General features: G+C 64.3%; 5 protein-coding genes and 1 tRNA gene. All 6 read left to right on the top strand.

The window, feature by feature from the left end:
- Positions 1-304 precede the first annotated feature (304 nt).
- The 6 genes from IAE24_RS29825 (at position 305) to IAE24_RS29800 (ending at position 7,802) form a co-directional block, all read left to right on the top strand.
- Positions 305-380, top strand: a tRNA-His gene (locus IAE24_RS29825).
- A 450-nt stretch (positions 381-830) separates the two neighbouring features.
- Entirely contained in the window at positions 831-1,343 is a 513-nt protein-coding gene (locus IAE24_RS29820; protein ID WP_047468788.1) for a GspH/FimT family pseudopilin, read from the top strand.
- Between the two features lie 23 nt (positions 1,344-1,366).
- The gene (gene pilV, locus IAE24_RS29815) at positions 1,367-1,888 is read left to right on the top strand and encodes a type IV pilus modification protein PilV (protein ID WP_225614199.1); all 522 of its coding nucleotides are present in this window, start codon (positions 1,367-1,369) and stop codon (positions 1,886-1,888) included.
- Between the two features lie 28 nt (positions 1,889-1,916).
- Positions 1,917-2,711: a prepilin-type N-terminal cleavage/methylation domain-containing protein gene (locus IAE24_RS29810; RefSeq protein ID WP_199961394.1), complete on the top strand. Its 795-nt coding sequence runs from the start codon at positions 1,917-1,919 to the stop codon at positions 2,709-2,711.
- Entirely contained in the window at positions 2,708-3,301 is a 594-nt protein-coding gene (locus IAE24_RS29805; protein ID WP_199961357.1) for a pilus assembly PilX family protein, read from the top strand. The genes IAE24_RS29810 and IAE24_RS29805 overlap by 4 nt, the downstream gene beginning before the upstream one ends.
- Before the next feature lie 46 nt (positions 3,302-3,347).
- Entirely contained in the window at positions 3,348-7,802 is a 4,455-nt protein-coding gene (locus tag IAE24_RS29800) for a pilus assembly protein (protein WP_233626272.1), read from the top strand.
- Positions 7,803-7,911: the final 109 nt, after the last annotated feature.

Here is a 7,911-nt window from a genome sequence, read left to right as displayed (position 1 = left end):
AGGATTGTGATTCCTGTTGTCGTGGGTTCGAGCCCCATCAGCCACCCCAAATAAAGAAATCCCCAGAGCAGAAATGCTCTGGGGATTTTTGCTTTGGGCGGCAGGGGGACTGGTTGTCCCCGAAAGCTCCAGGGACGCCGCGCAAGGCTCCTGCTGGCTGCAGCTGCATGGAGGATGGCGGGATCCTGCCCGTTGCCCGCATCCCCCGACGCGCCTTTGTTCCGGCTGCTCCCGATCCGTCACGCAACGCCTGTTCCAAAGCATTTGTCTGCTGGTTTTTGGCATATAATCGAATGCTTCAACGGTGGCTGTAGCTCAGTTGGTAGAGTCCAGGATTGTGATTCCTGTTGTCGTGGGTTCGAGCCCCATCAGCCACCCCAAACAAGAAAATCCCCAGTGCAGAAATGCACTGGGGATTTTTGCTTTGGGCGAAAACTTTTTCTTTCTCGGGCTGCAAGCAGGCGGGATATTCGCATGGCCAATCGCGCTGCGGCTGGATTGCGGCGGCTCATGCTGCCGTGGATTTTCAGGCGCTTGATGCGAGGCCTGCTTGCCTGACTTCGCGATCTGCCGTACCGCCACCGTGGCCATGCCCGTTGCGCGGGCCGTTCCGCCGAGCTTGCGTGCGCCGACGGCGGGCCGGGCTTGCTGGACGGGGTGTTGCGCTCTGCGCAGGTTTTTATAAGACAAGTCCTATATTTGTCCCATGACCTGTGTAAATAGGTGTTTTGCATTGCTATTGAATTACGATTGCAAACATCAATCAAGAGCAATGGCGCAGGGCTTGCAGGCCTGTCGCATGGTCCCCCGCCAACGAGAAGCACGCTTGCATGAAAAATCCCGGTTACACGCGCAACGGCTGTCCAGGCGGCAGGTGGCAACGGCCCCGTGGCTTCACCCTCATCGAGATGATGGTTGTGGTGGCGCTGGTCGCGATTCTGGCCGCTCTGGCCGCTCCTTCCTTCATCGTTCAAATAGCCAACCAGCGCGTCAGCTCGGCTGCGCTCGAGTTGCAGTCGTTGCTGCAGCTGGCTCGCTCCGAAGCGGTCTACAAACGGGTGGAAAGCAGCTTCGTGGGCGCGGGGCAGACATGGTCCGCCAAGTCGGGAGGGCAACTGGTGCGCGAGGCCCGGGTGCCTGATGCCGTGACCGTGTCGCCCTCCGGTGATTCTTCCCAGGGCGTCCTGTTCGAAACCACGGGGACCGCCAAGCAGTTCTCCGGCGCCAGCACGCTGTACACGCTGACCGTCACGGCTCGCCATGCCACGCGCATGCACTGCCTGAGAGTGACTCGCGCCGGGCTTGTGCGCCAGCAGCGGCTGCCTGCCGGCGGCAGTTGCTGATGCGCGTGCAACGGGTCTGCAACATGTCCATTCCTTTTTCTTCTCGCAGGCAACGCGGCGCAGGCCTTATCGAGGTACTCGTCGCCGTGCTGCTGGTGGCCGTGGGGCTGCTGGGCGCCGTGCGCATCCATGTGCGTGCCATTGAATACACCGTGGATACCGAGCGGCGCCAGATGGCATCCATGCTGGCTTCCGAACTGCTGGAGACCCTGCGGGGGGATACGGCCACGGTCCTGGACGCGAAGGGTGCGCCCGTGGAGGAACTGGCCGGCTATCAGAAGCTGCAGGGGGCCGCGATGCCCGCGGCCCCTGCGGCCTGCCAGCCTCTGCCGCAGCCGCGGGAGCAGCGCCTGGCCTGCTGGGGCGACCGGGCCCGCAAGCTGGTGCCCGATCTCACCGCGGACCGCATCGACAGCTCCTTCGCCGTGAGCGCCGATGCCGATGGCCTGGTGTCCGTGACGGTGGCCTGGCCGGTCAAGAAAGGCCAATGTCTGGATGGAAGCGACAATGAATTTTGCACATTCACGCTGCGGTCGCGGCTTTGAGCGCGGGCCGGGCGCATGGGCGTGCCGCATGCGCATGCCGTCCCAGGCGGGCATGTCCCTGGTGGAGATTATGGTGGCGCTGGCCATCGGCCTGTTCCTCGTGCTGATTGCCACCACCATCTACATGCAGGGGCTGTCGAGCTTCGGTTTTCGCGTGGGGCAGAGCGAGAACCTCGGCAACAGCCGGCTGGCACTGGCCGTGCTGGACTCCGAGTTTTCCAAGGCAGGCTACAGGAGAGACCCTTCGCAGGCGATGTTCGACGCATTTCCTGCCGATTCCTCGCCCCATCCCAACGGCTGCCAGTTCGCCCAGGGACAGGCGCTCTACGCGGCTGACACGCAGAGCATCTGCCTTCGCTTCCAGCCCCGGGACGCTGCGGAAACCGATTGTGCGGGCACGCCCGCGAACCTGGGAGCCGCCGGCCCCTATGACGCTCCGGCGCCGGCGACCGGCATGTTCGCGGAGAAGTACACCGTTGAAAGTGGTGTGCTGGTGTGCCGGGCAGCGCAGGAGGTTGTGCCGCTTGCCGATGGCGTGCGGGCGGTGCATTTCGAGTTCGGCATCGATCGGCAGACAGCGCCCGGCGCGATACGCCGGGTCGATGCCTTCGCGGCCACGTTGCCCGGGCAGCAGGAAGCCATCCGTTCCCTGCGCCTTGCCCTCTTGCTGGAAAGCTCCGGCAAGGTGACGCAGGGCATGGCCTCCACCGTCTGCGAGCGTTGGGCGCAACTGGGCGGCGCCGCGACCCGATGCGATGCGAATGCCGGCCCCCTGCTGCAACTGGCCACCGGCACGCTCACCCTGAGGAATCTGATGCCATGACCGCGCCGATCGGAGCCCGGAGCCGCCGCTGCATGTCCTGTGTCCTGCACAGGCGCCAGCGCGGCAATGCCTTGCTGGTGTCCATGATCATGCTGCTGCTGGTGTTGTTGCTGGCGGTGGTCGGCATGCGCGTGGCCACGCTGGAGGCGCGCATCGCTGCCAACATGGTGGATAGCCAGCGGCTGTATGAAACCGCGGATGGCACGCTGCGAGAAGGCGAGCGCAAGCTGCTGGAGCATGCCGTCGCACTCAAGCCCTGCAATGGCGCCGGCACTCCGGTGGCCGAGGGCAGCGGCATTCCCTGCTCGGTGTCCGATGTGCGTACGGACTCCATCGGGCTCGGTACGGATTTTCGTACGACCAAGGCCAAGGCGGCCGGGTTTCAGAAGCCCGATGGGTACTGGTATCCCCGATACATCACGACCGCCTGTCCCAAGTCGGGTAGTGCGACGTCCGCGCTGGATGCACCCGCCACCGGCTGCACGGACTTCTATGAGGTCAATGCCCAGGCCACGGAAAAGTCGCAGGCCCAGGCCTGCGGAGCGGATGCGCTGTGCCTGCGGTCCAGCGTCAACATGTTCATAAAGTAAGCAGGGGGAGGGAGCTTCAATGGCTCGCATTGCAAGTTGGAAAACCATGCAGGGCCCGAGGGCCCTGGCCCTGGCGCTGTGGACGTGCGCACTGGCACTGGCCGGTACGCCGGCGCATGCCCAGGGGCGCGCGGACACCGTGCTGTCCCAGATGCCGCTGTTCGTGAACCAGGCGTTGGCGCCCTTGAACATGCTGGTGATGGGGCGTGACCACAAGCTGTACTACGAGGCCTACAACGATGCCTCCGACCTCAACGGCGACGGTGTGATCGATGTCGGGTACAAGCCGGACCAGATCGACTACTACGGCTACTTCAACAACAACGTCTGCTACAGCTATTCCAAGGGTGTTTTCGTGCCCTCGCAGGCAGCGACCGGAAGCAACAGGAAAAAGTGCTCGAACAACTGGAGTGGCGACTTCCTGAACTATCTGGGCACATCGCGCATGGACGCCATACGCCGCGTGCTTTATGGCGGCATGCGTGCGGAGGACACGGCTTCGCGCACCGTTTTGCAGACCGCCTACATTCCCAGGGATGCGCACAGCTGGGGCAAGGCCTATGACCCTGCGCGGGATCTCGGGGTCTACAGCATTTCGGACTATGCGCCGCTGCGCCAGCCGGCGTCCGGCACGCGCCATCTGTTTGCCGTCACCACGCTGGGGGAGGCCGCTGGCGTCATCACACAGTTGCGCGTGCTCAATGACTCCTCGTTCCAGATCTGGGATTGGGTGTCCCAGGAGGGCTTTGCAGGGCAGAGCAACTGTGCAGGCGGCAATTCGTGCGCGCGAGGCACCAGCAGGATCACCGACTACAACCTGCTTGTGGAGGCCTGCTCCAGCAGCAATGTCCAGTTGCTCGAGGCCAGCTGCAAGGCCTATCCCAACGGCGGCAAGACCATCTACAAGCCCACGGGGCTGCTGCACGACTTCGGAGAGAACGGGAAGATGTACTTCGGCCTGCTCACAGGCTCGTACGAGAAAAACATCGCCGGCGGCGTGCTGCGCCGCAATATCAGCAATTTCGCAGAGGAAGTCGACCCTCAGACGGGCCAGTTCAGGACGGGTGTCAATGGCGTGGTCGCCAACATAGACCGCCAGCGCCTGATCGGCTACACCGGCGGCAAATACGTGGAATGCGGCTGGATCACGTCCGGCCCCATCAGTTCGCTGGACAAGCCTTCGAAGTGCGCCATGTGGGGCAATCCCATCAGCGAAATGATGTTCGAGACCATGCGCTATTTCGGCGGCGCGTCCCAGGCCCTCGGCATCTATGACTACGCCGGCGGCTCCTCCAAGGACGCGTCCCTGGGCCTGTCCAAGCCCGCCTGGGAAACGCCCTACAAGGCCAAGGCCGAAGGCGGGGGCGGCTACCAGTACTGCTCCCGTCCCGTCATGACGGTGCTCAGCGACATCAATCCCTCCTACGACGGCAAGCTGCCCGGCAGCCGCTACGCGAGCGTCGGTGCCAGCGCCCTCAATGGCTTCAATGTCTCTGACGAGGTGGCGGCCATCGGCTCGGCCGAGCGCATAGACGGGAAGAACTTCTTCATCGGCCAGTCAACGTCGGCCAATGCCGACCAGGCTCCTTCGGTCAAGACCATTGCAGACCTGTCCTGGGCGCGCGGCCTGTCTCCCGAGGAGCCCAGCAAGGAAGGCACCTACTATGCCGCCGGTGTGGCCCGTTTCGGCGCCAGGAATGCCATCTTCGGCAACAGCCAGGGCAAGAATGCGCTGAGGACCTACTCCGTGGCCATTGCGTCACCGCTGCCGGAAATACGCTTTCCGATCGGTGGCAAACGCTTTGTGACCATTGCCCCGTTTGCCAAGACCGTCTCCGGCAGTGCCGGTGGCAGCACCGTGAACAATGCGGTCTTCACGCCGACCAACCAGATCGTCGACTACTACGTGGTCAACATTGCCAACACGGGCAAGGCGGACATCGATGCCTCGGTCAATGGCGGGCGGCCCTATGCGGAGTTCCGCATCAACTACGAGGACGTGGAGCAAGGCGCCGACCATGACATGGACGCCATCGCGCGCTACACGATCGCGCTGCAGGCCGATGGCAAGGTGAAGATCGACATGGTGTCCGAATACGCCGCTGGCGGCCTGGGACAGCACATGGGCTATGTGATCTCGGGCACCACCAAGGACGGCATGTACCTGGAGGTGCGTGACAAGGACACGGCCTCGGCCTACTACGCCTACAACACGCCACCCAATCGCGATCCGGGCTACTGCCGGGGCAGCATCTCGGCCCAGCAGCGCACGGAATGCACGAACCTGGGGCTCACGGCCACCCGCAGCTTCACTCCGGGCAATGCGACCGACGCGGGCAGCTTCCTGAAGGGGCCTCTGTGGTATGCCGCCAAGTACGGTGTGCCGGACCGCGACCCCTCCAAGATCACGGGAGATCCAGACAACTATTTTCTGGTGACCAATGCCGGCACGCTCAAGGACCAATTGACCAAGGCGTTCAACGACATCCTGCAGAGCATCAGTTCCGTGACGGCGGTCAGCGTGGACATGCCCACTGCGACACTGGGCGAAGGTGCCGACCTGTACCGGACCACGTTCGAGGTCCAGTACTGGAGCGGCGATGTCATCCGCGAGAAGCTCACCACCAGCGACAGAACGCTGGTCTGGAGCGCGGCGGAACTCCTGTCGGAGCGGTCCGCCGATGACCGCAAGATCTACTACCCCAGCAGGACCGGCAGTGCCGTGTCGCTGAGCCCTTTCACGTACTCCAGTCTCAGCGGGCAGCGTTCCGATGCGTCCTGGCTGGCCGTGCTCAACACGGACCCGGCCACGAACTCCGCCGATGGCCAGGCAAAAAAGCGCATCGAGTTCCTGCGTGGCGAGGTGCGCGATGACTTGCGCGTGCGCAAGCCCCTGGCCAGCGGAAAGCCCAATGTGCTGGGCGATATCGTCAATTCCTCGCTGGTGCGGGTCAAGGGCGGCCTGTACCGCGCCTCCGCCGCGGACAAGCTGGAGGGCAGCACCACCTATGCCGCCTTTGCCGCGAAACAGGCTGCCAAGGAGATGCTGTATGTGGGCGCCAACGACGGCATGCTGCACGCCTTCGACGCGGCATCGGGCAAGGAGGAGTTCGCCTTCATTCCATCGGGCGTGAAGAATTCGCTCAATGTCCTGACGTCCCGGTATGGCGCGGGCGGCGCTCCCCACCGCTACTTCGTGGACGGGACGCCCGTGGTCTCCGATGTCTACTTCGGCAACGCCTGGCACAGGGTGCTGGTCGGCAGCCTGGGCGCGGGCGGGCGGCAGGTCTTCGCGCTGGACGTCACGGACCCCACCTCCCCCCGGTTGCTGTGGGAGTTCGGCGTTGAACAGGACGAACGCATGGGTTACTCGATGCCCACGCCCGTCGTTGCGCGGCTCAACGACGCCGGCCGGTCCAAGGGCAGGTGGGTGGTATTCCTGTCCAATGGCTACCAGGCGTCAAACAGCGCCTCCGGCGAGTCCAGCCTGTTTGTGCTGGATGTCTCCAGTGGCGAGGTCATCCGGCGCTTTGATTTCGCGGCAGGCATGACGGCCGCGGAGCTGAGCGCGCTGCCTGCGCCGAAAAACGGCCTGTCGCGCGCCGCCGTGGTGGACAACAACGGCGATGGCAAGGTGGACCTGGCCTATGCCGGTGATCTTGCGGGCAATGTATGGCGCGTGGACCTGGCCAGCGGTGCCAGCGGCTCATGGAATGCGCAACTGTTCTTTGTGGCACGCGAGTCCGAACGCAGCGGGGGCAAGCGGCTGTCCATCACCACCGCACCCTACGTGGTGCGGCACTCCAGCGGCAAGGGCGATGTGGTGGCCTTCGGTACGGGCCGCTTCATGACGGATGACGACAAGCTGGACATGCGCCGGCAATCGGTGTTCGGTATCTGGGATCGCTACGGCACACCCGCCACGACTGCGCCGCAGCCGCTGCCTACCGCCGGCAAGGGACGCGGGGATCTGCAGGCCCAGCAGTTCACCCAGGTGAGCGGCTTTCCGGGCAAGTTCGCCCTGTCGGCCAACCCGGTCACCTGGTACAAGGACGCCACCAGCACCGCCGACTCCAATGTGCACAGCTGGGGCTGGTACGTCGATCTGCCGCGCGATGGAGAAAGACTGGTCTACGACATGAGCCTGTACGGGCGGGGTCTGGTGTTCACCTCCATCCGGCCACCGCTGGGCGACCCCTGCTCCGCAGGCCTGGCCAGCACGATCTACGCCATCGATCCCGACACCGGGGGCAAGACCGACTATGTCGCCTTCGATGTGAACGGCGACGGCATCTTCAACGCCGCCGACAACCTGGCAGGCCAGCAGGTCAACGGCCGCGAGGTGGGGCCGGGCAGGACCACCATCAGCGGCGCGAAGATCTTCGACTCCAGCGGAAAGCCAAGCGGGGCGGGAGACCCAGTCAAGACCGGGGGCGACGATATCAACAGCGGAGTGGACCGGGGGCGACAGAGCTGGCGCCGCCAGCCAGCGAACCCGTGACCGCCATGCCATCCACTACACACAGGGGCCTGCCGGCCCCGGCCGTCTGGCTGGCCCTGCGGGCCCCCAAGGAGAAATGCGTGCGCAGCAAGCTAAATGGATTCACGCT

It is taken from the genome of Delftia sp. S65 (genome assembly GCF_016516495.1).
Taxonomy (GTDB): Bacteria; Pseudomonadota; Gammaproteobacteria; order Burkholderiales; family Burkholderiaceae_C; genus Comamonas; species Comamonas acidovorans.
This window is presented reverse-complemented; position numbering and strand designations above follow the sequence as displayed.